Raw genomic sequence first — 24,747 nt, 5'->3', positions numbered from 1 at the left:
GGGACAAGCGCTGGCGCCCTATTTTCCTAAGAAATCTTGCCCCAGGCCCTCATCGGCTTGCGTGGGCCGCGCCCGCCCCGGTCTTGGGCGTCTGGCGACGACGCCACCAACGCCACAGCCCGAACGCGACCGCAGCCACCACCACGACCAGACCCGCCCAATGTTCGGCATGTTCCACGCCTTGCAGCATGCGCTCGGCCGCATGGCCAAACAGCCAGCCCGCGCCCGCCACCAGCCCCGCCCATAACACGGCGCCCAGCGCGTTGTAGCCGATGAAACGGTGCCACGGCAGCTGCGTGGTGCCCAGCAGGATCGGCCCGGCAATGCGCATGCCGTACATGAAGCGCACGCCCACGATCATCCCCGGCCCCCAGCGCGACAGGCCCGCGTCCAGCCGATTGCGGTAGCTTTCCAGCTTGGGCCAGCGCGCCAGCACCGCGCGCCCGCGCCAGCGCCCGATGGCGAAAAAAGTGACGTCGCTCAGCGCCCCGGCGCACGCGCCCACGGCCATCACCCAGGGCAGCGCCAGCAGCCCGCGGCGCGCGGCGATGCCCGCCAGGATGAGCAGGGTTTCGCCTTCCAGCAGGCAGCCCACGGCCACGGCCCAGTAGCCGTAGTGGCTGATCAGATGGTTCAGGTGTTCCATGCGGCGCGATTCTCGGCATTGGGGGCGGCATCGGGGGCGCCCAGTCGCTGCGCCAGCGCGGTCAGGCTGGCGGCGTGCAGGTCGTTGCCCGGCTGGGGCGACACGTCCTTGGGCTGGTCGGCGCCGAATTCGTGCGGGCGCTCGACGTAGGCGGTGCGCAGCCCGCAGGCGCGCGCGCCGGCCAGGTCGTCGTGGTGGGCGGCCACCAGCATCACCGCCTCGGGCGGCACGTCGAAGGTGCGGGCCACGCCCAGGTAGGCGGCCGGGTCGGGCTTGTAGGCGCGAAAGACTTCGGCGCTGAGCACCGCGTCCCACGGCAGGCCGGCGCGCTTGGCCATGCGGGTGAGCAGGTTCACGTTGCCGTTGGACAGGGTGACGATGATGAAGCGGCGCTTGAGCTGCTGCAGCCCCGCCACGCTGTCGGGCCAGGGCGCCAGCCGGTGCCACGCACGGTTCAGGTGCGCGCGGGCGGGCTCGTCCAGGTGGGCCAGGCCGAAGGCGGGCAGCACCTCGTCCAGGATCTGGCGGTGCAGGGCGTCGATCAGCGTCCAGGGCTGCTCGCCGCGCATGACGCGCGCCATGGCGGGCGCATAGCCGGCGCGCCAGGCACGCGCGAAGGCGGCGCCATCCACGTCGGGGTACAGCGCGCGCATCTCCCGCACGATGCTGCCGTGCCAATCGACCACGGTGCCGAAGATGTCGAAGGCCAGCACCTGCACGCTGTCGGCCAGATGCTCGGCGATGGGTTGCGGCGGCGCCGCGGCGGGTGGAAGGGATTCTGAGGGATCGGACATGGGCTTGCGGTGCGTTTTGGCAGCACGAAAGTATGCGCCGCCGGCCGCCGGGCGCCCGGCAGGCGCTAGGATGGCGCCCTCTAGGAGGCTTTGTGCATGACGGACCTGACAAAAATGACCTGTATTGAGGACCTGCGCGTGGTGGCCAAGCGCCGCGTGCCGCGCATGTTCTACGACTACGCCGATTCCGGATCGTTTACCGAAGGCACTTACCGCGCCAACGAGGCGGATTTCCAGCCGATCCTGCTGCGCCAGCGCGTGGCGGTGAACATGGAAGGCCGATCCACGGCCACCACCATGATCGGCCAGCCCGTCAGCATGCCGGTGGCGCTGGCGCCCACGGGCCTGACAGGCATGCAGCATGCCGACGGCGAGATTCTGGCGGCGCGCGCGGCCAAAAAATTCGGCATTCCCTTCACGCTGTCGACGATGAGCATTTGCTCCATCGAAGACGTGGCCCAGCACGCTGGCCCCGGCTTCTGGTTTCAGCTCTACGTCATGCGCGACCGCGACTTCATCGAGCGCCTGATCGACCGCGCCAAGGCCGCCGGCTGCGGCGCGCTGGTGATCACGCTGGACCTGCAGATCCTCGGCCAACGGCACAAGGACATCAAGAACGGCTTGTCCACCCCGCCCAAGCCCACGCTGGCCAACCTGATCAACCTCGCCACCAAACCCGCCTGGTGCATGGGCATGCTGGGCACGTCGCGGCGCAAGTTCGGCAACATCCATGGCCACGTCAAGGGCGTGACGGACATGAGCAACCTGGGCGCCTGGACGGCTGGCCAGTTTGACCCGCGCCTGAACTGGGGCGACGTGGAATGGATCAAGAAGCGCTGGGGCGGCAAGATCATCATCAAGGGCATCATGGAAGCCGAAGACGCGCGCCTGGCCGTGGAAAGCGGCGCCGACGCGCTGATCGTCAGCAACCACGGCGGCCGCCAGCTGGACGGCGCGCCCTCGGCCATCCACGCCCTCCCCGCGATCGTGGACGCCGTGGGCAAGCAGATCGAAGTGCACATGGACAGCGGCATCCGCAGCGGCCAGGACGTGCTCAAGGCCTGGGCGCTGGGCGCGCGCGGCACCTACATCGGCCGCGCCTTCCTGTACGGCCTGGGCGCCGCGGGCGAAGCGGGCGTGACGCGCGCGCTCGAAATCATCCACAAAGAGCTGGACACCACCATGGCCTTCTGCGGCCACACGCAGATCGGCCAGGTGGACAAGGACATCTTCCGCCCCGGTACCTACCCCACGGCCTGAAAAGACCGGCTGGCGCCACCATGTCCCCAACGCCACCCACCACACAACGCCCCCACGCCATGCTGCATCCCCAGGCCCTTGACTTGATCGACTTGATGGTGGCGCGCGGCGTGCTGCCTGCGGAGGCCATGGCGCCTGCCGAGGCGCGGGCGGCCTACCGCGACCGGCGCGGATACGCCCAGCCGGCACCGCCGGATGTGGCCGAGGTGCGCGATCTGCAGGCCAGTGAGGTGCCCTTGCGGGCCTACCGGCCGCTGGGCAGTGCGGCGCAAGCCGTGCTGCCGGTGCTGGTGTATTTCCACGGGGGCGGCTGGACGATTGGCGACCTGGACACGCACGACGTCGTCTGCCGCGAGCTGGCCAACGGATCAGGCTGCGCCGTGGTGGCGGTGGACTACCGCCTGGCGCCCGAGCACCGCTTTCCAGCCGCGTTCGAGGACGCGCTGTCCGCCACCCGCTGGGTGGCCGAGCACGCCGCAGCGCTGCGCGTGGATGCGTCCCGCCTGGCCGTGGGTGGCGACAGCGCGGGCGGCAACCTGGCCGCCGCCGTGGCGCTGGCCGCGCGCGACCAGGCCGACGGGCGCGGGCAGCTGCCCATCGCCTACCAATTGCTGATCTACCCCGCCGTGGACATGCGGCGCGCCCACCCCTCGTATGAAAGCAACGGGCAAGGCTACATCCTGACCAAGGAGGCCATGCGCTACTACTGCGACCATTACCTGGGCGAAGGCAACGTGGCCGCGCTGACCGACTGGCGCGCCTCGCCCCTGCTGGCGGCCACCCACGCCGGGCTGCCGCCGGCGCTGGTCATCACGGCCGGCTTCGACCCGCTGCGCGACGAAGGCCGCGACTACGCCCGCGCGCTGAATGCCGATGGCGTGCAGGCCAACGAAGTCTGCTTCGACCAGCAGATTCACGGCTTCATCACCATGGGCGGCCTGCTCGATGAAGCCAACACCGCCCTCGCCCTGTGCGGCGCTGAGCTGCGGCGGCATCTGAAACCCTGAGCGACTCGCCCCCCGGCCGGCGCGCAGAGCGGCCTTGCCGGCGAGAAGCCCCAACCGCCAGCGGGTGCGCCGTGTTGGGCAGCCGCGACATACGCGATGCATCGGCGTGCGCAGCGTCAGCAATAGGTTGAACGGTCTTAACGATAACGATTATCATTCGTAACTCAATGAGGGAGGTCGTTACCGGCCTACTAAAACCAGCCAGCCAGAGCCGACGTTCTTGTGACGTGCGGTGTTTCCGGTCAGCCAACTGTTCAACGTTGTCTTATCGAGAATCCGCATGGCGCCAGCGTCCCAGTTCATCCGCAGCCGCAAACACCCGGCAACTTCCCCCCTAGGCCGCGCACCGGCTTCCACCATGTTCACCGCCGCAGCGCTCGCGGCCCTGGTCTCGCCCGTGCAAGCGCAGACCAGCCCCGCCGCCACCCTGCCCGAGGTCAAGGTACAGGCCACACCAGACGCCGGCTACAAACCCGAGCAGGCAGCATCGCCCAAGATGACGGCGCCGCTGGTGGACACACCGCAAACCATCACGGTGATCCGCAAGGAAGTGCTGCAGGACCAAGGCGTCAGCAGCCTGACCGAGGCCTTGCGCAACACGCCCGGCATCACCTTCCAGATGGGCGAAAACGGCAACACCGCCACGGGCGACGCCGTCTACATGCGCGGGTACGACACTTCCGGAAGCATCTTCGTGGACGGTGTGCGAGACGTCGGCACGATCACGCGCGACGTGTTCAATATCGAGCAGATCGACGTGGTCAAAGGGCCCGCCGGCGCCGACATCGGCCGAGGCTCGCCCACCGGCTACATCAATTTGTCCAGCAAGCAGCCGCAGGCGGACAACTTTGGCAATGCCACGCTGAGTTTGGGCTCTGCCAGCCAGAAGCGGGTTACCGGCGACATCAATCGCCGTATCGGTGCCAACGGCGCCGTGCGCCTGAACGTGATGGGCCAGGACAGCGGCGTGCCGGGCCGCGACATGGTGACCAACGACCGCTGGGGCATCGCGCCATCGGTGAGTTTTGGCCTGGGCACGCCAACGCGCGCCACCTTGTCCTTCCTGCACGTCCAGCAGAACAATCGGCCGGACGGCGGCTTGCCCACAATCGGGCTGAACGGCTACTACCTGGCGGCCCTGGACGCTCGCGGCGGCACGGGCCCACGGGTGGACACCGACCGGTACTACGGCCAGCGCAGCGACCACGACAAGGTCAACGCCGACATGCTGACCGCCCGGCTGGAGCACGACTTCTCTCCGGACGTCAAACTTACCAACACCACGCGCTGGGGCCGTGCGCGGCAGGATCTGATGCTGACCGCACCCTTCAGCAACGGCCTGCTGATCCCCAACATCGGCAACCCATCGACCTGGTCAACGCGCGTGCTGCCGCAGGGCAAGCTGCAGACCAACAAGGTGCTGACCAACCACACCAACCTGACGGCAGATCTGCACACCGGCAGCGTCAAGCACACCGTCAGCGCGGGGCTGGAGCTGACACGCGAAGAGCAGGACAACAACGCCCGCGCGGCGACCATCAACGCCAGCAACGGCGTGCTGTCCGGCACCAGCTACCAGGCCTACGCCAACCTGTACGACCCGGATCCTGATCGCGCCTTCATCCCTGTCACGGCCAGCGGCGCACGCACGGCCACGCGGCTGAACACCGCAGCGTTGTACGCCTTCGACAACATCGAGCTGAACAAGCAGTGGGCCATCAACGCCGGCCTGCGCTACGAGCACTACAAGACCGATTACCTGAGCGTGGCAGCCCCGTCTGCCACCCCCGCGCCGGATACCCGGCTCAACCGATCCGGCAACCTGTTCACCGGCAAGCTGGGCGTGGTCTTCAAACCGGCGGACAACGGCAGCGTGTACGCCGCGGTGGCCAATTCGTCCAAGCCGCCGGGCAGCGATTTCGCGCTGTCGGCCACGGCCGCCAACGTCAACAGCCCCAACATGGATCCGCAGAAAGCCACCACGGTGGAGGTCGGCACCAAGTGGGAGGTGCTCGACCGCCGCCTGCTGCTGTCCGCCGCCGTGTTCCGCACCAACAACAAGAACGAATTTGCCAGCGCCGACCCTGTGACTGGCGAAGCCGTTCAGTTCGGCAAGACGCGCGTGCAAGGGGTGGAGCTGTCCGCTGTGGGCCAGATCACATCCGCCTGGGGGCTGATCGGCGGCCTGGCGTACACCGACGCGAAGGTGCTCGAAGGCTCCAGTACGTCCTCCAACGCGGCTATCCGCTATTCGCCCAAGGTCACAGCCACCCTCTGGACCACCTACCGCCTGCCCATGGGCCTGACATTGGGCGGCGGCGTGCGCTACGTGGATACGCAGGCGCGCTCGACCAGCAACGCAGCCATCACGTCCACCAGCTTCGTGCCCAAGATCCCCGCGTACACCGTGGTGGACGCCATGGTCGGCTACCAGGTCAACCGGGCTTTCTCGCTGCAGCTCAACGTGTACAACCTGGCCAACAAGTTCTACGTGGCCCGCATGAACAACGCCGGCAACCGCTTCACCCTGGGCGCGCCGCGCTCGGTCACGCTGACCGCCAACCTGAAGTTCTGACGCGCAAGGTCAGGTAGCTCTGATCGCACCAACCCACCAGCCCGGTCGCCGCACCGGGCTTTTTTCATCCGCAGCGCGCACAACCATCAAGCCCCGCCATGTTGATGCACATTCCCCAGGTTCTCAGCCCTGAGCAGGTTCGCGCCATGCGCGCCGCCATCGACGCCGCCCACTGGGTGGACGGCCGCGTGACCGCCAGCCAGCAGGGCCAGCGCATCAAGAACAACCGCCAGTTGCCCGAGAACTGCCCCGTTGCGCTGGCGCAAGGCCACGTGATCCTGCAGGCGCTCGCGGCCAATGCCAGGTTCTTTTCTGCCGCACTGCCCTTGCGCACATTGCCGCCGATGTTCAACCGCTACAGCCTTGGCGAGACGTACGGCCTGCACGTGGACGGCTCCGTACGCACCATCGTGGGCACGGCGCAGCGCGTGCGCACGGACGTGTCCTGCACGCTGTTTCTCAGCGAGCCCGACGACTACGACGGCGGCGATCTGGTGGTGGTGGACACCTACGGCGTGCACGAGGTCAAGCTGCGGGCCGGCGACATGATCGTGTACCCGTCGACCAGCCTGCACCGCGTCGAGCCGGTGACGCGCGGCGAGCGCGTGGCTTCCTTCTTCTGGACGCAGAGCATGGTGCGCGACGACGGTGAGCGCGCGATGCTGTACGAGCTGGACCAGACCATCCAGAAACTGCGTGCGCGCGATGGCGAGACCGAGGAATCCCTGGCGCTGACGGGCCACTACCACAACCTGTTGCGCAAGTGGGCCCAGATCTGAGCCTCGGCAGCAGGCCGCCAGGCGGCCGAACGGTCGCTCACGCGGCCGGCTGAGGCGCTTGGGCCCCAGCGCGCGGGGCCCGCGCCCCGACGCGCCGGGCCTGCGCGCTCAGCGGCGCATCAGCACCTTCAGCGCGTTCTGCAGACGGCGCGCGGTGGTCTCGTCGTGTGCGGTGCCCAGCACGGCCCCGGCGTCGTTGGCCCAGGTTTCGGCGGGCGACGGGTCGTTGCGGCGGGTGAGCAGCTTCAGCTGCAGCGCGCGGCGCGCATCCAGCTGGTCGGCCGGCGTGGGCACATCGGCCGCCATCTCCAGGCGCAGCAGCGCTTCGGAGGCGCTGCCTTGCGGCGCGGCCTGCACGGCTTGCGCCCAAGCGGTGCGGGTGCTGCCGCTGACGCCCTTGCCCAGCTCTTGCGCGCTGGGCAGTTGCTCGGGCTGGCGGGCAGCCCAGGCGCCGATGAGTTGCGTGACGGTTTCGCCGTGCGCCTGTGCGGCCAGCTTGCGCAGCTGGGCCTGGGCGTGTTCCACCGCGTCGCGCTGGGCGCGGAAAGCGGCGTCACCCAGGCGCGGGCCACGGTCTTCACGCGGGCCACGGTCGCCAAAACGGCCACCGTCACGGCCACCATCGCGGCGGTCGCCAAAGCGGTCGCCGCCACGGCCACCTGCGCCGGGGCCACCGCGCGCATCACGGCCGCCGGGGCCAGGACGCCCGTCGCGGCGATCACCGAACTTGCCGCCGCGGCCAGCGGGCGCGGCTTCAGGCCGCTTGGCGCCGGGGCGGTCGTCGCCGCGCATGGCGACGACGGGTTTGGCTGGCTTGGCAGGCGCAGAGGGCGCAGCCGGTGCGGGCGCTGCGGCGCCATCGGCAGCTTCGCCACCCGTGGCAGACGCTTCGGCAGACGCATCCGCCGGCGGTTCTGCCGACGCGGGCACATCAGCCGGCGCTGCATTTTCAGTAGCAGCCGGCGCCCCATCAGCGGGCGCTGGAGCCGTTTTTTCTTCAGACTTCGGCGCTTCGGCAGCGGCGGGCGCGGGTTGAGCGCGCGTGGCCGCTTCCAACGCGGCCATGGCCGTGCGGATGCGGTTGGCGTCGCCGCTGGCGTTGGCTTCTTCCAGCGCCTTGGCGGCGTTCAGCACGGCGCGGTCGTGCTCGCTCATGGCGGCCTGCTGCTTCTCGCGCTCGGCCCCCTTGCGGTTGAAGGCATCGTCGAGCGGCTTGCGGAACGCGTCCCACAGGCGCTGCTCGTGCTTGCGCTCGAGCGGCACGGCCTGCGCTTCGGCCTGCCAGCGCTGCTGCAGCGCACGCACGGCGTCGATGCGCAACTGCGCTGCGGCGCCCAGCGCCTCAGCTTCGGCGATCAGGCCCTGGCGGCGCGCGGTGCTGTGCTTTTGCGCGGTTTCCAGCGGCGCGGCCGCGGCGTGGATGGCTTCCTTCCACTTGCCTTGCAGCTCGGCAAAGGCTTTTTCGCTCAGGTGGCCGGCGTTGCGCCAGCGGTCAGAGAACTGATGGATCTGGCGGTTGAAGGCCTTCCAGTCGGCGCCTTCGCCAGCGCCGGCGTGGGCTGCACCAAAGGCCTTGACTTCGTCGATCAGCGCCTGGCGCTGCGCCTTGTGCTCGGCCGCTTCGGCGCGCACCTTGCCCAGCCATTCATCGACGTGCTTGTGCGCGGCGTTGATGGCGCGGTCAAAGCGCTTCCACAGGGCGTGGTTGGGCGCGCCGCCCTGGTCGGCGGCTTTCCATTCGTCGCGCAGCTTGCGGATGGTGTCTTGCAGCTTGCGGCCGCCCATGGCGGGCACCAGCTCGTAGCCCGGCTCCAGCGTGTCGGCCGGGCTGGGACGCGCGGGGCGCTGGCTGCGGTCGGCCGCGGCGGCGTCTTCGGCGGCGCCGGCCTGCTCGGTCGCGGTGGTTGCTTCGTTGGCTTGCGCATTGGCGCTCGTGGCGCTTTCGGCTGCGGCCGATTCAGCACCAGACTCGGCTGCAGCGCTGGCGGCGTCTGCGGCGGCAGCTGCGTTTTCTGTAGCAGCGCTTTGGGCGGCAGCGGCTTCGAGCGCACCGGCTTCTTCGGTCGCGGTGGTCGCTTCGTTGGCCTGCGCGTTGGGCGACGGCTCGGCCAGAGCAGCCTCGGCCGCCACGGGGGCCGCCGCAGCTTCGGCTGCATCAGCGACTTTGTCGGCGGGCGCTTCGGGTGCCTGCACGTCCTGCACTGCAGCGGCTTGCATCGCACCGGCTTCTGCGGTGGCGGTCGTGGCTTCGTTGGCCTGGGCGTTGGCGGCGACGCTGGCGCCGTCGGCGCCCCGGATCTTGCGCTTGCTCAGCAGCGCCTCGGCCTGGGCGACGAGTTGTTCGCGCACCTTGTCGGCGCTCCAGCGCTGCCAGCCTTCCAGCTCGCCGGCCGAGACCAGCGTGGCGTGCACGCGCGCTTCCAGCGCGTCGTCAATCAGGCGGCCGTGCGCTTTCAGCGATTGGCGCAGCGCTGCCGTGGCGCTGTGCATGTTCTTGGTGTGACCGGCGGCCACGGCCTGCTCCAGCAGCTTGACGCCCGCCTCGACGGCCTTTTGCGCTGCGTTGCGTTGCTCAGGATCGACGCGCGGCTTGGGCGCGGCTTTGGCGCCGGCTTCTTCTGCCACGGCAGCAGCCGCTGGCGGCTCACCGCGTGCGGCACGCAGCTCGTCGGCCCACACGGGCACGGAAGGCAGCGGCGCGGATTTGTCCTGCGCGGCGGCGGCGGCCTGGTCGAGCGCGGCGACGAAGGCATCGCGCACGGCCAGCAATTGGGTTTGGGCCGCGTCCAGCTGGGGCGGGTAGCGCACGTCCACGCTGAGCCACTGCGGGTCGGCCAGCAGCAGGCGGGCGTGGCTGCGCCACTGCTCCACGTCGCTGGCCAAGCCGGTTTGCTGCGCCTGGGCGTCGGCCAGCGGCTTGGTGGACAGCAGCTCGATGCGCTGCGACAGCATGACGGCCGCCTCGCGCTGCACCATCACGCGCTGCTGCAGGTCTTCCACCTTCTTGATGCGGTCGACCAGCTGCGCGCGCAGGCCAGCCAGCGGCTCGCGCGACAGGGGCGCGCCGGCCTTGGCGGCGTCGCGCTGCCAGGCCAGCGAATCGGCGATGTTCAGGCGCGCGGCTTGCAGCAGGGCCTGGCCCTTGGCTTCCCATTCGGCGGCAACGGCTTCCTGGCCTTTGGCGCGGCGCAGCTCTTCCAGCTTTTCACGCAGGGCCTTGGCGGCGCCTTTGTCCTTGGTCGAAAGCTCTTTGTAGACCTCTTGCATCTGCTCAGGCGTGGGGTCGCTGGCCAGCCAGTCGCGCACGCGCTGGGCGCGCTCGCCCGAGGTGGCGGCCGAGAACACGCCCCCGGTCAGGCCGTCGAGAGGGTGCGCCTCTGCCTGCTTGGGCGCGGGTGCGGCGGCCTCGGGCTGAGGGTCTTTGGGTTCGCGAGAGAAGGGGAACATGGCAATCGAAAAAAAGCGATGGGCGCGCAGACATGGCGCACCCGGAACTGGGTATTTTCACCCGGAAATGCCCACCCTGCGCATGCAAGGTGTGTCGCGGGCCGATCCGGCCGCGCCGCGACGCCATCAGCGGGTGGTGCCAAGCCGCCAGATGGCCCGCCGCGGGCAGCACGCCCGGGGCAATCAAGGCCGCGAAAACTGGTCTCTTCGCCCGACCGGCGCCGCGCGCTGTGCCGGGTGAAGCGGACCACGCAGGGCTGGCCGGTGCGCTCAATTGCGCCAGCCCGCCCAGCGCTGGTGCGTTGGCTAACGCGCGCTCAGATTCAGCTCAGCCCGTGGCGACCACGGCCCCGCGCCTTCGCCGTCGGCACCCGGCGCGCTGCTGGCCGCCGCTTCGGGCGCGCTGGCGGCACTGGCCGCACCGCGCGCCGGTTGCGCACCGCTGCGCGCCGCGCCTAAAAAGAGGCGGTCGGCGGGCAGCTTGCGCGCGGCCAAGTAGTCCTTGACCGCCACGCCGCGCTGCGTGGCCAGCTGGCGCATGGCGTCTTCGGTCACGTCGATCTGGGCCATGAGCCGCGCTTCCATCTCGGCCACCGGAATGTCTTTTTGCAGGCCGATGGCGTTGCGCGGCTTGCCCGGCAGATCGGCGCGGCGGTACAGCCGGCGCAGCAGCTGCGGGTATTCGGCATCGCTCACCGCGTTGGGACTGGCGGGCGCGGACGCCGCCGATGCCGCCGACGTTGGCGCACTGGCCGCAGTCGCAGCACTGGCGGGCAAAGACGGCTTAGCCGCTACAGATTCCGAAGCGCCTTGCGCTGGCGCAGCGGGCGCTGCGCCTTGATTGGCCCGTTTTTCTGCGGCCACCAGCGCCTTGAGGCGTTCGCGCTGGTATCCCTCGCGCTCGGCCGCCAGGCTGGACGTGCCCACCACCGTCAGCTTCAGTGCGGGGCGGTCGGTGAGGGCCTTGGCGATCTTGTCGAGCTGCTCGCGCGATTTGGCATTCAGCTCGCTGCTGCCGGGGGCGAAGGCCACGTACGACATGTCGTCGCCCGGGCCGCCGCCCAGCGCGCGCGCCAGCAGCGTGAACGGCGCAGTGATCGCCTTGCCGATGATGTTGACGATGGCCTTGACGATGATGGGGCCGATGGAGAACTGCGGGTCGTTCAGCGAGCCGCTGATGGGCAGATCCAGGTCGATCACGCCCTTGCTGTCGGCCAGCAGCGTGGTGGCCAGCTGAACCGGCAGGCTGGCGGGCGCACCGGCCACGGCCTCGCCGAACTCCAGCTGGTTCAGCACCAGCTTGTTGGTGGCCGTCAGGCGCCCGTCGGGCTGCACGACGTAGGCCACGTCCATGCTGAGCTTGCCGCGCTCGATGCCGTGGCCTGCGTACTTGACGGAATACGGCGACAGCGGCGGCAGTTCCAGGTCGGTCACCTTGGCCTTGATGTCCAGGGCCAGCGGCTTGGCCAGCGGGTTCAGCTTGCCGCGGATGTCCAGCCCGGCGGTGCCTTCGGCGCGGCCTGTCAGCTCCAGGTCGGCCATCTGCGGGGCGCCGCCTGGCGGCACCGAGCTGAAGGCGCTGAGCGAGCCGTTCAGCTCGGTCAAGTCGGCCGAATAGTTGGGGCGGATGAACCGGTCCGAGAAGAAGACCTTGCCGTTGGCCAGCTTGACGGGGCCAAAGCGGATGACCGCGGCGTTCGGGTCTGCTGCCTGCGCCGATGGGGCTGCGGCGCTTGCGGCACCAGCGCTGGCAGCTACCTTTGTGATAGCGCTTCCACTGCCTTCACCCGCGGCGGGTTGCCCTGCTCCGCTGGCCGCAGCCGGCGCAGACGCAGCAGCAGAGGCAGCCGACGCCGCACCGGCCGGTGCGCTGGCGGCGGCGCCGTCTTTAGACTTCACCACGTCCTGCAGGTTCAGGCGGCCGTTGGGGTGCAGGATCAGCCGGGCGTAGAAGTCGGTCAGCTGCGTGTCTTTGACATCCACCTGCGTGGGCTTGCCGGGCTCCAGCTGCACATCGACGCCCCCCAGGCGCAGCTGCTTCCAGCTGGCGAATTCCTCGCCCAGGCCGCCCGCGCGGCCGGTGGCGCTGGCCGACATGGGCGCCAGCGGTGCGTGCGACGCGCTGGGGTGATTCGCGTTGCCTGCGTTGGTCTTCGCGCTGCTGGCCGCGCTGGTTGCGTTGGTGGTGGCGCCGTTGCGGGCCTTGGCCTTGGCGGTAGACGCGGCGCTAGCCGCTGTCGTGGCAGTCGTGGCTGGCGTAGCAGGCGACGGCCGCGCAGGCGCCGTGGCCGTCGTGGTGGTGCTGCCGCCCAGGTTGCGGTGGGTGGTGGATGGCGGCGTGCCCGCTGCGGCCGTGGGCTCGGTGTCGCCGCTGGCGGCGGTGCCGGGCACGCTGTAGGTGCGCAGCTCTTCGACCAGCGCATCGCCCGACACGCGGGCGCGCGGGCCTTGCGCCGTCTGCGTGAAGCTGACGTTGCCCTTGAAGCTGGTGTCGGCACGCAGGATGTCGATGTTCAACGCGTCGCCAAAGTACGGGTCGAGCGCGTGCAGCGGCAGGCGCACGGCGTCCACCTCGCCCTGGGCGCTGACGGCGGGCTGCAGGCCAATCTGCCCGCGCCAGGACAGGCGCCCCGGCTCCGTGCGGCCCGCGCCCACGCGCGTGACCAGCGCCACCTGCATCGGCTTGGCGGCGTTCAGGTCGATCTGCTTGGCGCTCAGGTGCAACTGGCTCAGCTCGGCGCGCACGGGCGAAATGGTGGCCTGATCCAGCCAGCCGATGTTGCCGTCGTCCACCGTCAGCTCGGCCACCTGCACTTTCCAGGGAAAGTCGCTGTGCGGGGCCTTGCTGGGCGCTGGCTTGGGCGCCGTGGCGCTGGCGGTGGCGGGCCCGGATGGCTGGCGCAGCCAGCGCTCGAACATCAGATGCTGGTCGGCGTCGCGTGCCACGTCGATCTGCGGCGCTTGCAGCGCGACCTTGCCCACGGTGACGGCACGGCTGCGCAAATCCACCAGCACCTGGTCCAGCGCCAGCTCGCCCACGCTGGCCAGCTGACCAGGGGCGCGTGGGCGGGCAGCGCGGCCCGCGCGGGCCGGTGCGGCGGCGGTGTTCTTGGCAGCGGCGGCCGCGTCGTCGGCCAGCAGCAGGTGGCTGAGCACCAGCCGATCCGCCGCCACCTTGATCTCGGCCGGCAAATCCTGCGCCTTGGGCGGCGCCCATTGCAGGCCAACGTGCGCGTCCAGGTTGCCGGACAGGCGCGGCACCAGGTGCGGCGCCAGGTACGGCGCGGCCAGCGCCAGCGGCAGCGCCGCCACCCGCGCGTTCACTTCAGCGCCCTGCAGGCTGGCCGTCCCCTGAAATTCCAGCGACGGCACGGCACCCAAAGCCGAGACGTGCACGGGTGCGCCGGACGGTGCCGTGGCCGCTTTCGTCGTTGCGGCGGCACTTGATGCGCTTGAAGCGCTGGCAGATGCGGGGCTGGCCTGCGCGCCAGACTTGGTGCCCGCCGCCGAATCGGCCTGGCCGCCAGACTTGCCGGCCGCCTTCGCACCCGTCGCCTTGGCAACAGTCGCCTTCTCACCGGCCGTCTTGCCCGCCGCAGCGGCCTGAGGCAGCGCCTGGGTCAAGCCCTCCGTGCCGACGAACGCGGCCGAGCCGTTGAAGGCCACCGGCTGCGCCATCGGCCAGGCCACGCGCTGCGCGTTGAGTGCCACTTCATTCAGACGCACGGTGGCAGCGGGCGCCAGCTCGGTCAGCGTGGTCTCGTCCGTCACATCGACCGAGCCGCCGCGCACCGTGACCGAATCGACCTGCACCTGCCACACGGGCGTGGCGCTCTTGCCGGATGAGCGCGGGGCCGCACTGGTGGCGCCCGATGCACCCGAAGCCCGCGCCGCCGAAGCAGACGCCGGTGGCACGACCGCGGCCGGTGCGCTGGCGGCGGATGCAGCCGCTGCCACCGCTGTCGACGAGGTGCCATTTGTGCCTCCAGCGCCCTCCCCACCAGCGCCAGCAGCTATGTTTTTAGAAGCACCCTGCGCCGACTCTGCCACCAGCAGGTTGATGCGCCCCTGCTTGTCGCGCCGCACAGCGACGTGGGGGTTGGTGAGCTCGACACTGCTCAGGTGCAGCTTGCCTTCCAGCGGGCGCACGTCGGCCAGTTGCACTTTCAGGCCGTCAAAAGCCAGCGCGTCGGCGCCCTGCCCGTCCTTGGCCTTCAGGCCGCTGACCTCCAGCCCGCCCTGCACGCGCAGGCTGGGCTTGGGCGTTTGCTCAAAGCCCACGCGCAGGTCGGCGTCCAGCGTGGCGGCTTCCAGGCGGATGGGCAGCCCGGCGGGCAGGTAGCCCAGGTAGGGCGCCAGATCCAGCTTGGTGAAGCGGAACGCCGCATCGGTCTGCCGTGAATCGCTAAAAGGCAGCGCATGGGCGCTGGAATCAAAGGGCGTGCCGTTGGCCACGAAGGCCAGCTTGGGCTGCACCTGCACCTGGCGCTGCGACGGCAGGTTGCTGATGAAAGGCACGCTCAGCTGCAAATCGCGCACGTGGTGCTGGCGGCCCACGGTCTGGTCGTCGAAATCAACCTGCCCGCCCTGCACCTGGATGTTGTACAGCGCAAAGCGCGCGGGCTCGCCGGCATCGGCAGCTGGCGGGCGAGCGGCGAACTTCGCCAGGATGTCGTCCACGTCGTAGTGCCCGTTGCCCAGGTGCTTGAGGCGCACGATGGGCGCATCCACCTGGATCGCGTCGATCACCGGCGCCAGCCGGAACAGCGACTGAAGCGCCACATCGACATACGCGCGCTGCACCTGCAGCTGCGGGGCCGCGCCGTTGGCGCCCGCCACGGCGACGTCGCGCAGCGTCAGCTCCAGCGACCAGGGCCTGAAATCCACCTGCCCGATGGTCACGGCGCGGCCCAGCTGCGCGCTGGCGATCTTTTGCGCCTGCCACTTCAGCAGCGGCGGCACGGCCGCCCAGGTGACGGCCCAAAGCCCCAGCACGCCAGCGGCCGTCCAGACAGCGCGGCGCGCCCAGCGGTTGGCGGGCATACGCGCGGCCAGTTTTTGGCGCAAACCCTGGCTCGACGGGGCGGCAGCATCGGCCGGGTGGGTGGAATCGCGTGGTTCGCTGGCGCCTAATTTCATAGCGCGAATTGTCGCCTGCATGCGGCGCCAGCACGCCCGCGCCGCCCAGTACTTCGCAACCCAATGAAACCGCCCGACGCTTTTGTGCGCAATGTCACTGGCGTGTGCAGCGCCGCGACAGGCCGATTCAGAAATGCGGAATTCGGGAGGCCGAAAACGAAGAAAGCCCGGCGTTAGGGCCTGAAGCCTGCCCGCCGGGCTTTCTAGGCAGCGTGGCAAAAGCGCCGTGATCTGCCTGGTTTTCCGCACACTGGAAAGCTTGTTGTTTCCAACTGCGGGAAGGCAAAGATTGCCTTCATGAAACGGCTGGAGGTGGGCCCATTCTGCTGCATCGGCTGCAGCTGACCGGCTCCTGTCAGCCCAACGCCCGAGTGGCTCGGACGCTTTCCAATGTACCGATGGGCGAGCAACGCGCCAAGAGAAAAAAATCAATATCGCCCTGCGTCCGGATTGGCCTGCTCAATCGGTTGGCAAGCACTTGCGGGCGAGGCTTGAAGAATCGCGCTTCTTGCGCGCGCGGCGGGGCTTGCGGGCGCTCTGCGTGCCCTCTTCGGCCGTCTTTTATATGGTTTTTAGAATTTCAACTCAAATTTACCTTGTTGACCTGTCATATGGAGCGCTCTAGAATCCCGCGATTCCGACCATTCTGGTAGGAAATCCTGACTTGTTGCCGATCCTCGGCAAGCCGTGCGGCGAAAGCCCAGTGTGATGCGTCAGTGCCGCAGGCAGCCCCTGGTATTTGCAAAGGGCGCCGAGCGACACCGCCCACGGCCATGGACTGATGTGCAGGATGCCCCCGCAGTACCCCTTGTTCGCAGGCCCTAGATTGGCTTGAGAGCGACGGCGCGGGAGTGTCATGACTAGGAGTGCTATGACAGCCAAAGCAAAGTTCGCCGCAGTGGGACGCGGTGTGCGAACCTTCACCACCGACGTGGCGGAAGGTTTTTTCGAAATCACCCACAACAGCCTGGCCCTCGTCGGCGTCGCCGTGGTCCTGGCTGTTGCCATGCTGACCATGCGGCCCGACCTGCGCCAGCAAGGCGAAGAGCGACTGACCAGCTGGCTGACGGCCCGCAAGGTGGCGGCCATGGGCATCCAGCCCGAACTGGGCGCCATTGAGCGCGCCACGGCCGCCAACCCCAGCACCCTGCCGCAAGAGCAGGCCACGGTGGCGATGTGGATCGCCAAGAAGTACCGCGTGGCGCCCGAGCCGGTGGCCGCCCTGGTGGCCGAGGCTTATGAAGTGGGCCAGGCCAACAAGCTGGACCCCACGCTGATCCTGGCCGTGATGGCGATCGAATCCAGCTTCAACCCCTTCGCGCAAAGCGCGGTGGGCGCCCAAGGCTTGATGCAGGTGATGACCGAGATCCATTCGGACAAGTACCAGAGCTTCGGCGGCCAGTACGCAGCTTTTGATCCCAAATCCAACCTGCGCGTGGGCGTGAAGGTGCTGCAGGAATGCATCGCCCGCGCCGGCTCGGTTCAGGCCGGGTTGAAGTGGTACGTGGGCGCGGCCAACCTGCCTGGCGACGGCGGCTATGCCGAAAAGGTGTTGGCCGAGCACGCGCGCCTGTATCAAGTGGCCAAAGGCAAGGCGCTGCCCGCGCCGACCCTGCGCGCCGAGGCCACGCCGCCGGCCGGCCCGTCTGCGCCGCCTTCCACCAACGCGGCGCCCGCCGTCAAAGTGGCTGCGCTGTCCTGACGAGCCAACCCCGGTGAACCCGGGGCTCCAGGGCGCGTCCTCATTGGGCCGCATATGGCCCGCTGGCGCGATGACCGCATCCGGCGTCGGCCCGCGCACGCGCAGTGCACCGCGCGTGGGCTACACTCCCCGCGTGCGCAACTGGCGATAGGCACCCTGCTGTAGCGGGTGCTGACGTGGACCCTGGCAGCTGCCTGCCAATTACCACTGGGAAGCGCGCCGCGTTCGGCAGACACCTCTTGGTGCACCGAAGCGCGTTTGAGCCGTTCGCCTGGGCAACCCCTTTCGTCGCGCCGATGCGCGTGGCGGATACGGGGAACACCTTGCCAAACCCACTGCCATGTTCAATCGCACCACCCAACCGCTTTCCGCCGTCGACGCCGATGTCTTTGCTGCCATCCAGAAGGAAAACCAGCGCCAGGAAGACCACATCGAGCTGATCGCCAGCGAAAACTACACCTCGCCCGCCGTATTGGCCGCCCAGGGCAGCCAGCTGACCAACAAGTACGCCGAGGGCTACCCCGGCCGCCGCTACTACGGTGGTTGCGAGTACGTGGACATCGTCGAGCAGCTGGCCATCGACCGCGTCAAGCAGCTCTTCGGCGCCGAAGCCGCCAACGTGCAGCCGCACTGCGGGGCCAGCGCCAACATCGCCGCCTTCATGGCCTTCCTGAAGCCCGGCGACCGCATCATGGGCATGAGCCTGGCCGAAGGCGGCCACCTGACGCACGGCATGCCGCTGAACATGTCGGGCAAGTGGTTCGACGTGGTCAGCTACGGCCTGGACGCCAAGGAAGCCATCGACTACGAAGCGATGGAGAAAAAGGCGCACGAAACCAAGCCCAAGCTGATCATTGCCGGCGCCAGCGCCTACAGCCTTGAAATCGACTTCGCCCGCTTCGCCAAGGTGGCCAAGGACGTGGGCGCCATCTTCATGGTGGACATGGCGCACTACGCCGGCCTGATCGCCGGCGGTGAGTACCCCAACCCCGTGCCATACGCCGACGTGGTCACCAGCACCACGCACAAGAGCCTGCGCGGCCCGCGCGCCGGCTTCATCCTGATGAAGGCCGAGCACGAAAAGGCCATCAACAGCGCCGTGTTCCCCGGCCTGCAAGGTGGCCCGCTGATGCACGTCATCGCCGCCAAGGCCGTCGCCTTCAAGGAAGCGCTGGCACCAGAGTTCAAGCAGTACGCCAAGCAGGTCAAGGCCAACGCCAAGGTGGTGGCCGACACCCTGACCGAGCGCGGCCTGCGCATCGTCAGCGGCGGCACGCAAAGCCACGTGATGCTGGTCGACCTGCGCCCCAAGGGCATCACCGGCAAGGAAGCCGAAGCCGTGCTGGGCAGCGCCCACATGACGATCAACAAGAACGCCATCCCCAACGACCCGGAAAAGCCGATGGTGACCAGCGGCATCCGCGTGGGCACGCCCGCCATGACCACGCGCGGCTTCAAGGAAGACCAGGCGCGCGCCACCGCCCACCTGATCGCCGACGTGCTGGACAACCCGAAAGACGAAGCCAACCTGGCCGCCGTGCGCGCCAAGGTGGCCGAGCTGACGAAACAGTTCCCGGTCTACGGCGGCTAATTCGCTGACACGGCGCACTTCGTTGTGACCGACCGCGGCGCCGCTCTGCCACAGACGGCGCCGTTTTTACGTTGTGGTTCTGCTGCTATATTGATAGCTTCTGGCGCAGGCCACACCAGCGCTAGAGCCCGATTCTCCGTATAAATTCCCAAGCCCGATGCATTGCCCTTTCTGCGCCCACACCGAAACCCAAGTGGTCGACACCCGCGTGGCCGACGACGGGGGTTTTGTGCGTCGGCGGCGCCAGTGCGGGCACTGCGCCAAGCGCTTCACCACGTATGAGCGGCCCGACGTCAGCTTTCCCAGCATCGTCAAGAAGGACGGCCGGCGCGTGGCGTTTGAGCGCGCCAAGCTGCAGGGATCGCTGGACTTGGCGCTGCGCAAGCGCCCAGTGAGCACCGAACAGATCGACAGCGCCATCGAGCGCATCGAAGAAAAGCTGCTGGCCACCGGCGCGCGCGAAGTGGCCTCGGCCCGCCTGGGCGAGCTGGTCATGCGCGAGCTGAAAAAACTCGACAAAGTGGCTTACGTGCGCTTTGCCAGCGTGTACCGCAGCTTTGAGGACATCGACGAGTTTCGCGCGCTGGTCGACGAGGTGCGGCGCTGAATGCCAACGCGCGGGCCAAAGCCAGCGCTGGTGGGGGCGCTGGCCGCCGCCATCGCCTTGCACGCCTTGCTGTGGCTGTCGCTCAGCCGTTACGTGGTCGTGCGGCCGCCTGCGCGCTCTCAACCTGCGGCGTGGCACGTCAACTTTCGCACCGCCGCGCCGCCGCAGCTTGCGCCCGCGCCCGCACCGCTACCGACGGAATCACCCGCGCCGGACGCACCCGCGGCGCCCGCAGCGGCGCCTGAAATCACCGCGCCCGAGCCAGCCGACACGCCGCCGCCAGCGCCGCGCCCTCGCCCGGCGCCCACGCCGCAGCCGCCACCCCAGCCCGCTCAGCCACCGGAGCCAGCGCCACCCGACCTGCCTGCGTCCGCCGCGCTGCCCGATTCCGCCCGCAGCGCCAGTAACCAAGGCGGCTGGCTGGACGCCACGCAAGCCGACCAGGCGCCCGTGCCCATCGACAACGATTGGCACCTGGCCGAGATGCCGTGGCCGCAGGCGCACCCGCGCATCACCGTGCAGCTGTGGATTTCATCGCAAGGGGTGATCGAGCGCTATGAAATCCAGGGCGACGCCGGCACAGACCGCGCCGTGCAGGCCCTTATCGCGCCCATTCTGGACACCCCCATGCGCCCCGCCCGCATCGGCCGCGCGCCAGTGCCCAGCACCATGCTCATCGAATTGTGGAAGGGCGACGGCGCGGTGCCGAACTTCGTGGCGCCGCTGGTCGCGCCGACACGGCCATGACCCTGCCGTGCGCGCGGCCGCTGGCCGCCCTGCCACACTCGGGCCGCTTGGCGCCGCGCGGCCCACGCATGGGCGCAGCGCCCGCCCGCCACCCCTGACCTTGTCGCCGCCATGGAACTGTTACCCCTGCTCGTCCTCGTCTTCATCGTCTTCGCCGTCTTCAGGGCGCGCGAGCAGGCACGCCGCATCGCCTTGCTGGGCAGCGTGCTGGGCCAGTACCGGATCGAGCAGCTGATGGAAAACCTGACGGAAGGCTACCTGCGCTGGGTGGGCGAGGCCGACCCCGACCGCCGCACGCAGATCTGGGGCACGCTGCAAGACACCGAGCAGGCGCTGGCGTCGCAGTTTGGCCGCTTTGCCGCCGACTTTGCCAAGGTGCCGGCGCCGCTGGCGCAGTTCGGCAAACTGCCCTTCGCCATTCCCTGGGCGCAGCAACTGCTGCCGCGCGACCGGCTGATCGACGCGCGCCGCCTTTTTGAGCTGCACGCCCGCGCCATCCAGACGCTGGCGGTCAACGCAGACGGTCTGGCGCCGAAAGACAAAGCCTTCACCATGACGGCCGAGCTGTACCTGATGCAGCACAGCTGCCACTGGTTTTGCCGCTCGCGCCCGGTGGCGTCAGCCAGGCTGCTGGCGCGCCACCACAGCAGTTATGAACAGGTGCTGGCAGCGGTGTCGCCGTCCACGCGGCGCGCCTACGAGGCGCTGGTGCGCTGAAAGCGCGAAAGTAAACCGCACCGCAGCAAGCGCGCGGCGCTGGCAGCCAGGGCGAAGCTGGCCGTGACGCACACGCGGCAAATCGGCGGAGCGGCGCGCAACGCTCGAAAGCATCCGCCGATGAGCGAGTGACTCAGCGCGGCACGTGCGCCGCGACCCACTGCACGATCTGCGCAGGGTTCGTCATGGCGCCGGGCTGGCGCGCCACTTCCTTGCCGCCCACAAACAGCGCCAGCGTGGGGATGCTGCGGATATTGAAGCGCGTGCCCAGCGCGGGGGCGGCTTCGGTGTTGACCTTGGCCACGCGCACGCGCGGCTCCAGCTCGGCGGCGGCTTTTTCGTAGGCGGGCGCCATCATGCGGCAGGGCCCGCACCAGGGCGCCCAGAAGTCGACCAGCACGGGAATCTGGTTGCGCGCAATGTGCTTGTCGAACGCCGTCACATCGTCCAGCGCCACCGGGTGGCCGGTGAACAGCGGCTGCTTGCATTGGCCGCAGGTGGGGTCGCTGGCCAGTTGGTCGGCGCGCACGCGGTTGGTGGTCTGGCAGTGGGGGCAGACGATGTGCAGTGGCTCGCTCACAAAGGGCTCCTTCAGGCGGTGGGGGCTTGGTCGGGGAAGGCGCTGTCGGCGGCAGGCGCCTGTCGGGCGGCGGCTTCGATGGCTGCGCGGGCGTGCATTTCGGCGGTCATGGCCTGCTCGAGCGGCGAGCGGCACAGGCCCGCCTCGGCGTAGTGCAGGTTCTCATACACGGCGGCGGCGGCAGGGCTTTCGGCCAGCAGCGGCTGCCAGTCCACGCTGTCGTCGGACAGCATGCGCGTCAGGCTGTCGACCACGGTGCGGTACTGGTGCGCGTCGACCGGGACGCGGCTTGCATCCAGCCGCTCCAGCAATTGCGCCAGAAACCCGGCGGTCTTAGAGGGGGATTGGAGTGTTTTCATGCCGTCGCAGTTGAGGACGGCAGAGGCTTTTTCAAGGGCGGTGCGGCCGTGCCTGCGTGCGCCTTAGCGCAGACCAATCACTCTATTTATGATAGCTGCCGGCGCAGGCTGCACCAGCGTCAGGGCCCTATTTGGCTTGCAATCTATTTGGCTGGCGACTTGGGTGCGCCATGGCGCAGCGGCGCCAGCAGTGGGCGACCGCCGGCCTGGTCCACCTCGTGCATCAGCGCCAGCAGGCGGCCCAGCTCGCCCTTGGGAAAGCCCTGCCGCGCAAACCAGTCCAGGTAGGCGCTGGGCAGGTCGGCCAGCAGTGTGCCCTTGTACTTGCCAAAGGGCATGGCCAGGGTGACCAGCCGCTCCAGCGCGGCGGGCGGGTCATCGCTGGCGCGGCCTGGCTTGGCAGCGCCAGTGGCCGGCGCTGCGGGGGTAGAAGGCTCGCCCACGGCCCTGCCCGATCAGCCCAGCGCGCGCGCCAGGCGGCCGATGCCTTCGCGGATCTTGTCGTCGCCCACGGTGGCGAAGGACAGGCGCAGTGTGCTGAGGTCCGGGTTGGCGCAATAGAACGGCGCGCCGGGCACGAAGGCCACGCCCTGCTCGATGGCGCGCTTGGCCAGCTCGGCGCCGTCTTTCAGCTTGCCGCCCGCGCCCGTCAGGCGCGCCCACACGAACAGGCCGCCCTGCGGCGCCACGAAGTCGATGGCGTCGCCCAGCTCGCTGCGCAGCGCGTCGGTCATGGTGCGGGCGCGCTGGCCGTAGACCTGCCGCACGCGCGCCAGGGTGGCGGGCATGTGGCCGTCGGCCAGGTACTGCGCGGCGGTGGCCTGGGCGAAGGTGCTGGTGTGCGCGTCGCTGAACTGCTTGCACATGGTCGCCTTGGCCAGCAGCGCCGCAGGCGCCACCATCCAGCCCACGCGCAGGCCGGGGCTGAGCACCTTGCTCAGGCTGCCGCAGTGCACCAGCCAGTCGCGGCTGCCGGGCACCTCGGCCGTGAGCGCCAGCAGGCTGGGCGGCGGCGGCGCGTCAAAGTACAGGTCGCCATAGGGGTCGTCTTCGATGATCAGCGTCTGGTACTTCACCGCCAGCTCCAGCACGCGCTTGCGCCGCTCCAGGCTGAGCATGGCGCCGCTGGGGTTGCCAAAGGTGGGAATCAGGTAGATGAAGCGGGGGCGGTGCTCAACGATCAGCTGCTCCAGCTTGTCCACCTGCACGCCGTCGCCATCGACCGGGGCGCTGACCAGGTCGGCGCCGTACAGGCGAAAGCACTGGATGGTGGCCAGAAAGGTGGGGCCTTCCACGATGGCCTTGCTGCCGGGGTCAACCAGCGTCTTGCCCAGCAAGTCCAGCGCCTGCTGGCTGCCGGTGGTGACGATCAGCTGGTCGGGCGCCACATCCTTGGCGCCTTTTTGCGCCATGAAGGCCGAAAGCTGCTCGCGCAGGGGCTGAAAGCCCTCGGTGGCGCCGTACTGCAGCGCGGCGCCGGGCTCGGTCTGCAATGCGGTGTTGACGGCCGCCGAAATGCCCTGGACGTCGAACATCGCGCTGTCTGGGAAACCGCCCGCAAAGCTGATGATGCCGGGCTTGCCCAGCAGCTTGAACAGCTCGCGGATGGCGGAGGTTTCGACGTTGTCTAGGCGTTGGGCGAAGGTCAGAGGCATGGCTTGCGACAGGATGAATGAAAGAGAAGCTACAGCGCCCGGCCAGGCCGTGGCGGCACACGCCATTGTCGCGCGTCCGGGCGCCCTGCCTTCCGCCCACGCAAGGCGAAAATCGCGGCGGCAAGTGCAACCCACGGCGTGGCAAGATGGCCGCCAAGCCGCCCACCCGCGTCGGCGCGCCGCCCCACCCCCGATGACCCCCAAGCAGATCGACCATTTCTTCGCCACCTTGCAGGCGGCCAACCCCCATCCGCAAAGCGAGCTGGAATACAGCAGCGTGTTCGAGCTGCTGGCCGCCGTGCTGCTTTCGGCACAGGCGACGGACGCGGGGGTGAACAAGGCCACGCGGCGGCTTTTCCCCGTGGCCAACACGCCGCAGAAGATCCTGGCGCTGGGCCAGGACGGGCTGGAGAGCTACATCAAGACCATCGGCCTGTTTCGCAGCAAAGCGCGCCATCTGCTGGAAACCTGCCGCATCCTGATCGAGCGCCACGGCGGCGAAGTGCCCGCCACCCGCGCCGAGCTGGAGGCGCTGCCCGGCGTGGGCCGCAAGACCGCCAACGTGGTGCTGAACGTGGCCTTTGGCGAGCCGACGATGGCGGTGGACACGCACATCTTCCGCGTCAGCAACCGCACCGGGCTGGCGCCTGGCAAGACGCCGCTGGCCGTCGAGCTGCAACTGCTGCAGCGCGTGCCGCCCCGGTACGCCGTGCACGCGCACCACTGGCTGATCCTGCTGGGCCGCTACGTGTGCGTGGCGCGCAAGCCGCGCTGCTGGGAATGCCAGGTGGTGGTGGACTGCGACTTCAAGCCCAAGACACCGTTGCCTTGAGCGCGCGAAACGCTGGCAGAAATTTGCTATTACCAAGATAGCATCCTGCGCAGTCTGGACGGCCGCTGCAGGCCTTTTTTTATAGTCCATCGCCCACCCACGGCTGCGCACCGGGTCGCCCAAGGCCGCAGCACGCCGGGCAGCGCCTCGTTGCGGTCTTCACAACACCGCTGCCGTGGGCCAGCGTCTATGCGCCCGCACCCATCCGCGCAGCGACGTACTCACCCTGCACATCCCCTGCTGCGGCCCGCGCGCACAGGGCGCGCACGGCATCGCTAATGTACTGGTGTTCGTCGGGCACGGGGTTCAT

The 24,747-nt window shown here is 69.1% G+C and carries 18 protein-coding genes; 10 read left to right on the top strand and 8 right to left on the bottom strand.

Annotated features, from left to right (window positions below; all coding sequences use genetic code 11):
• Positions 1-49 precede the first annotated feature (49 nt).
• Together C6570_RS10815 and C6570_RS10810 are read right to left on the bottom strand one after the other, a co-directional pair.
• Positions 50-646, bottom strand: a complete 597-nt coding sequence (locus tag C6570_RS10815) for a DedA family protein (protein ID WP_106703212.1) — start codon at positions 644-646, stop codon at positions 50-52.
• Positions 634-1,440 carry a haloacid dehalogenase type II gene (locus tag C6570_RS10810; RefSeq protein ID WP_106703211.1) on the bottom strand — a complete coding sequence of 269 codons (807 nt, stop codon included), beginning with the start codon at positions 1,438-1,440 and terminating at the stop codon, positions 634-636. The genes C6570_RS10815 and C6570_RS10810 overlap by 13 nt, the downstream gene beginning before the upstream one ends.
• Before the next feature lie 96 nt (positions 1,441-1,536).
• On the opposite strand from C6570_RS10810, the gene C6570_RS10805 reads away from it, so the two are divergent.
• The 4 genes from C6570_RS10805 to C6570_RS10790 all read left to right on the top strand — a co-directional run bounded on the left by C6570_RS10805 (position 1,537) and on the right by C6570_RS10790 (position 7,061).
• The gene (locus C6570_RS10805; protein ID WP_106703210.1) at positions 1,537-2,700 is read left to right on the top strand and encodes an alpha-hydroxy acid oxidase; all 1,164 of its coding nucleotides are present in this window, start codon (positions 1,537-1,539) and stop codon (positions 2,698-2,700) included.
• Positions 2,701-2,759: 59 nt separating this feature from the next.
• On the top strand, positions 2,760-3,707 hold the full coding sequence (locus tag C6570_RS10800) for an alpha/beta hydrolase (RefSeq protein WP_106703209.1): 948 nt from the start codon (positions 2,760-2,762) through the stop codon (positions 3,705-3,707).
• Between the two features lie 280 nt (positions 3,708-3,987).
• Positions 3,988-6,282, top strand: coding sequence for a catecholate siderophore receptor Fiu (locus C6570_RS10795; RefSeq protein WP_106703208.1), 2,295 nt, complete (start codon positions 3,988-3,990; stop codon positions 6,280-6,282).
• Between the two features lie 98 nt (positions 6,283-6,380).
• Complete coding sequence (locus C6570_RS10790; RefSeq protein ID WP_106703207.1) at positions 6,381-7,061, top strand: Fe2+-dependent dioxygenase; 681 nt, start codon at positions 6,381-6,383, stop codon at positions 7,059-7,061.
• Between the two features lie 108 nt (positions 7,062-7,169).
• On the opposite strand, the gene C6570_RS10785 is transcribed toward C6570_RS10790, so the two are convergent.
• Both C6570_RS10785 and C6570_RS10780 read right to left on the bottom strand, forming a co-directional pair.
• A complete protein-coding gene (locus C6570_RS10785) occupies positions 7,170-10,508 on the bottom strand; it encodes a DUF349 domain-containing protein (protein ID WP_106703206.1) in 3,339 nt (1,112 codons plus the stop codon).
• A gap of 306 nt (positions 10,509-10,814) precedes the next feature.
• Complete coding sequence (locus C6570_RS10780; RefSeq protein WP_164675531.1) at positions 10,815-15,647, bottom strand: DUF748 domain-containing protein; 4,833 nt, start codon at positions 15,645-15,647, stop codon at positions 10,815-10,817.
• Positions 15,648-16,518: 871 nt separating this feature from the next.
• On the opposite strand from C6570_RS10780, the gene C6570_RS10775 reads away from it, so the two are divergent.
• The 5 genes from C6570_RS10775 to C6570_RS10755 all read left to right on the top strand — a co-directional run bounded on the left by C6570_RS10775 (position 16,519) and on the right by C6570_RS10755 (position 21,011).
• A complete protein-coding gene (locus tag C6570_RS10775) occupies positions 16,519-17,349 on the top strand; it encodes a lytic transglycosylase domain-containing protein (protein WP_106703204.1) in 831 nt (276 codons plus the stop codon).
• A 340-nt stretch (positions 17,350-17,689) separates the two neighbouring features.
• Complete coding sequence (gene glyA / locus C6570_RS10770; protein ID WP_106703203.1) at positions 17,690-18,940, top strand: serine hydroxymethyltransferase; 1,251 nt, start codon at positions 17,690-17,692, stop codon at positions 18,938-18,940.
• A gap of 157 nt (positions 18,941-19,097) precedes the next feature.
• Entirely contained in the window at positions 19,098-19,547 is a 450-nt protein-coding gene (gene nrdR, locus C6570_RS10765) for a transcriptional regulator NrdR (RefSeq protein WP_106703202.1), read from the top strand.
• Entirely contained in the window at positions 19,548-20,294 is a 747-nt protein-coding gene (locus C6570_RS10760; RefSeq protein WP_106703201.1) for a hypothetical protein, read from the top strand. It abuts the gene before it with no gap.
• A 111-nt stretch (positions 20,295-20,405) separates the two neighbouring features.
• Complete coding sequence (locus C6570_RS10755; RefSeq protein WP_106703200.1) at positions 20,406-21,011, top strand: hypothetical protein; 606 nt, start codon at positions 20,406-20,408, stop codon at positions 21,009-21,011.
• A gap of 133 nt (positions 21,012-21,144) precedes the next feature.
• On the opposite strand, the gene trxC is transcribed toward C6570_RS10755, so the two are convergent.
• The 4 genes from trxC to C6570_RS10735 all read right to left on the bottom strand — a co-directional run bounded on the left by trxC (position 21,145) and on the right by C6570_RS10735 (position 23,599).
• A complete protein-coding gene (gene trxC / locus C6570_RS10750) occupies positions 21,145-21,591 on the bottom strand; it encodes a thioredoxin TrxC (RefSeq protein WP_106703199.1) in 447 nt (148 codons plus the stop codon).
• A gap of 11 nt (positions 21,592-21,602) precedes the next feature.
• Positions 21,603-21,950, bottom strand: coding sequence for a hypothetical protein (locus tag C6570_RS10745; protein WP_106703198.1), 348 nt, complete (start codon positions 21,948-21,950; stop codon positions 21,603-21,605).
• Between the two features lie 143 nt (positions 21,951-22,093).
• Entirely contained in the window at positions 22,094-22,288 is a 195-nt protein-coding gene (locus C6570_RS10740; RefSeq protein WP_106704648.1) for a DUF3820 family protein, read from the bottom strand.
• A 117-nt stretch (positions 22,289-22,405) separates the two neighbouring features.
• Positions 22,406-23,599, bottom strand: a complete 1,194-nt coding sequence (locus C6570_RS10735; RefSeq protein WP_211297695.1) for an aminotransferase-like domain-containing protein — start codon at positions 23,597-23,599, stop codon at positions 22,406-22,408.
• A gap of 199 nt (positions 23,600-23,798) precedes the next feature.
• Here C6570_RS10735 and nth point away from each other — a divergent pair, with 199 nt between their 5' ends.
• The gene (gene nth, locus C6570_RS10730) at positions 23,799-24,437 is read left to right on the top strand and encodes an endonuclease III (RefSeq protein WP_106703196.1); all 639 of its coding nucleotides are present in this window, start codon (positions 23,799-23,801) and stop codon (positions 24,435-24,437) included.
• Positions 24,438-24,747 lie beyond the last annotated feature (310 nt).

Source organism: Ottowia oryzae (assembly GCF_003008535.1).
GTDB classification, from domain to species: Bacteria; Pseudomonadota; Gammaproteobacteria; order Burkholderiales; family Burkholderiaceae_C; genus Ottowia; species Ottowia oryzae.
Note: the sequence above shows the minus strand (reverse complement) of the source record. Positions and strands in the feature narration are given on the sequence as shown.

Bases quoted from the DNA above. Each gene is read 5' to 3' on its own strand.
- C6570_RS10815 (WP_106703212.1), bottom strand. From the start codon at position 646: ATGGAACACCTGAACCATCTGATCAGCCACTACGGCTACTGGGCCGTG.
- C6570_RS10810 (WP_106703211.1), bottom strand. From the start codon at position 1,440: ATGTCCGATCCCTCAGAATCCCTTCCACCCGCCGCGGCGCCGCCGCAA.
- C6570_RS10805 (WP_106703210.1), top strand. From the start codon at position 1,537: ATGACGGACCTGACAAAAATGACCTGTATTGAGGACCTGCGCGTGGTG.
- C6570_RS10800 (WP_106703209.1), top strand. From the start codon at position 2,760: ATGCTGCATCCCCAGGCCCTTGACTTGATCGACTTGATGGTGGCGCGC.
- C6570_RS10795 (WP_106703208.1), top strand. From the start codon at position 3,988: ATGGCGCCAGCGTCCCAGTTCATCCGCAGCCGCAAACACCCGGCAACT.
- C6570_RS10790 (WP_106703207.1), top strand. From the start codon at position 6,381: ATGTTGATGCACATTCCCCAGGTTCTCAGCCCTGAGCAGGTTCGCGCC.
- C6570_RS10785 (WP_106703206.1), bottom strand. From the start codon at position 10,508: ATGTTCCCCTTCTCTCGCGAACCCAAAGACCCTCAGCCCGAGGCCGCC.
- C6570_RS10780 (WP_164675531.1), bottom strand. From the start codon at position 15,647: ATGAAATTAGGCGCCAGCGAACCACGCGATTCCACCCACCCGGCCGAT.
- C6570_RS10775 (WP_106703204.1), top strand. From the start codon at position 16,519: ATGACAGCCAAAGCAAAGTTCGCCGCAGTGGGACGCGGTGTGCGAACC.
- glyA (WP_106703203.1), top strand. From the start codon at position 17,690: ATGTTCAATCGCACCACCCAACCGCTTTCCGCCGTCGACGCCGATGTC.
- nrdR (WP_106703202.1), top strand. From the start codon at position 19,098: ATGCATTGCCCTTTCTGCGCCCACACCGAAACCCAAGTGGTCGACACC.
- C6570_RS10760 (WP_106703201.1), top strand. From the start codon at position 19,548: ATGCCAACGCGCGGGCCAAAGCCAGCGCTGGTGGGGGCGCTGGCCGCC.
- C6570_RS10755 (WP_106703200.1), top strand. From the start codon at position 20,406: ATGGAACTGTTACCCCTGCTCGTCCTCGTCTTCATCGTCTTCGCCGTC.
- C6570_RS10745 (WP_106703198.1), bottom strand. From the start codon at position 21,950: ATGAAAACACTCCAATCCCCCTCTAAGACCGCCGGGTTTCTGGCGCAA.
- C6570_RS10740 (WP_106704648.1), bottom strand. From the start codon at position 22,288: ATGCCCTTTGGCAAGTACAAGGGCACACTGCTGGCCGACCTGCCCAGC.
- nth (WP_106703196.1), top strand. From the start codon at position 23,799: ATGACCCCCAAGCAGATCGACCATTTCTTCGCCACCTTGCAGGCGGCC.